Consider the following 1994-nt stretch of genomic DNA (forward strand, 5'->3'; position numbering starts at 1 on the left):
AGTGCTCCGAAATCCGCAATCAACTTTGGAAATTATCCATAAATATCATATAATTAGCGCTCAAATCAGTGCATGGGAGAAGCCCTTTTGACTACCTATACCGCATCGCTTGACACCGCCAGCCAAGCCCTGGTTTGAAAATTGTACAAAAAGTAACCAGTCCGCTCGATTGTCCCGCCTTCATCGCCGCCCACCGCCAGAATCCTCAAGACTTTACCCGCCGACGCCAGCTCACCTTCAAGAACCTCGTCCTGTTCCTGCTCAATCAGCCGCGCACGGCCCTGCAAACCGAACTCGATCAGTTCTATCGCGTACTCAATCAGGCGTCGACTGAGACGCAAATGGTCACTGCGCAGGCCTTCTGCAAAGCGCGCAAAAAGCTCAACCCCGAGGTATTTGAAAGTCTCAATCGCCTCCTGCAGCAACAAATTGACTGCTTCGGGCTGCGCCAGAAGTGGCGTGGGCTGAGGGTGCTCGCGGTGGATGGCTCGACCGTGCATTTACCCCTGGAGTCGACCATGGCGACCTTCTTTGGCAGTCACTCTGGCTTTCCCATGGCTCGCTTGTCCACACTCTACGAAGTCGCTGACGGTCAAACCCTGCATAGCCTGATCGTGCCCCTGACCGTCGGCGAGCGCGACTGTGCCCATCTGCACCTTGAGCACCTGCCGGCTGACAGCCTGACGCTGTTTGACCGTGGTTACCCTGGGCACTGGTTATTCGCGCTGTTCGCGCAGCAACAGCGGCACTTTCTGATGCGCCTGCCCTGTGGCTATAACGCCCAGGTCAAAGCGTTTCTACACTCTGGCCAAGTTGAAGACACACAGCTTTTCGTGGCCAACCATCCTGAAGCACGTCTGTTCTGCTCCGAGGCTGGCGTTGATCCTGCCAGCCAGATCGAGCTGAGACTGATCCGGGTCGAGTTGGCCAACGGCGAAAGCGAGGTATTGCTGACCTCGTTGCTGGATCGAGAAGCCTTTCCCGCTGAGGTGTTTGCCGAGCTTTACCACCGCCGCTGGGGCATCGAAACCGACTTCCGTCGCCTCAAACAAACCCTGACGCTGGACAACTTCAGCGGCCGCAGCGTGACCGCTGTAAAGCAGGACTTTCATGCCGCTCAACTGTTGAAGAACCTGGCGCTGTTGATGCAGCACCTGCTACAGCCAGTCATCGAACAGCGCCACAAAGGCCGCAAGCTGCGATGGAAAGTCAACTTCACCCAAGGCGTGTCACGGCTCAAAAATACCCTGGTCGAGCTGCTGGTGCGGCACTGTGCTCAGGGGCTGAGCAATGTGCTGGCCTTGATGGCTAAAAGCCTCAGTGCCGTACGCTCAGGCCGTAGCTTTGCGCGCCAACGCAAACGCGCAGCCAGCCGAGGTTGTGAGGGCTACAAACCGACGCGCTGAAGAAACACCACCGCCCAACCTCCGTGCAAAAAAAGCTGGCCACAAGCGGTCGGCATAGGCTCGTCCGGAGAACGAGAAATCTCGCTTAGACAGCCGGAACAGACGATGATCACATCACCGCCAGCCCAGTTAGACCGCCTGATTGAGCGGCAGAGGCCTGGTCATCGCCCGACGGCCATGGCGGCTGGCTGCTTCGGGGGGCTTGCCTTGGGCAGGGCTGCAGCTTAGGTTGATGACATTGGGGTTCGCAGTGATCCAGACCGTCTTCGAAGGAACGCATGAGAATACCTTCGAGAAGTTGCGCGTGAACCAGCTCAAGTATGAGCTTCCTATCGTTTTCGGTCACGACGAGCAACCGACCGGCTCGCCGTTTCCAACCTTCATGGAAGACTACCGCACACGAGGAACTCCGTGGTTTACGGTTATCGACGCTGGCGGTAGCATTGTTTTCTCGGACTTCCATCTCGACGCGGAGCGACTAGTGAAGCAACTTGAGCAAGGTTAATCGTTGGAAGGTGGGCAATCATCCTGATTGCCACCCATCCCCTGATGCCCACTACAGGCGTTGCGCGCTGTAACTCTGTTGAT

The 1994-nt window shown here is 57.0% G+C and carries 2 protein-coding genes; both read left to right on the forward strand.

The features are described 5' to 3' along the window. Positions 1 to 134: 134 nt before the first annotated feature. A complete protein-coding gene (locus BKD70_RS22390) occupies positions 135 to 1406 on the forward strand; it encodes an IS4-like element ISPa1635 family transposase (RefSeq protein ID WP_075116653.1) in 1272 nt (423 codons plus the stop codon). A 250-nt stretch (positions 1407 to 1656) separates the two neighbouring features. Continuing rightward, positions 1657 to 1911, forward strand: a complete 255-nt coding sequence (locus BKD70_RS22395) for a hypothetical protein (protein ID WP_011979110.1) — start codon at positions 1657 to 1659, stop codon at positions 1909 to 1911. Positions 1912 to 1994 lie beyond the last annotated feature (83 nt).

The organism is Pseudomonas sp. BS-2016 (assembly GCF_001806145.1).
Lineage (GTDB): Bacteria > Pseudomonadota > Gammaproteobacteria > Pseudomonadales > Pseudomonadaceae > Aquipseudomonas > Aquipseudomonas lundensis.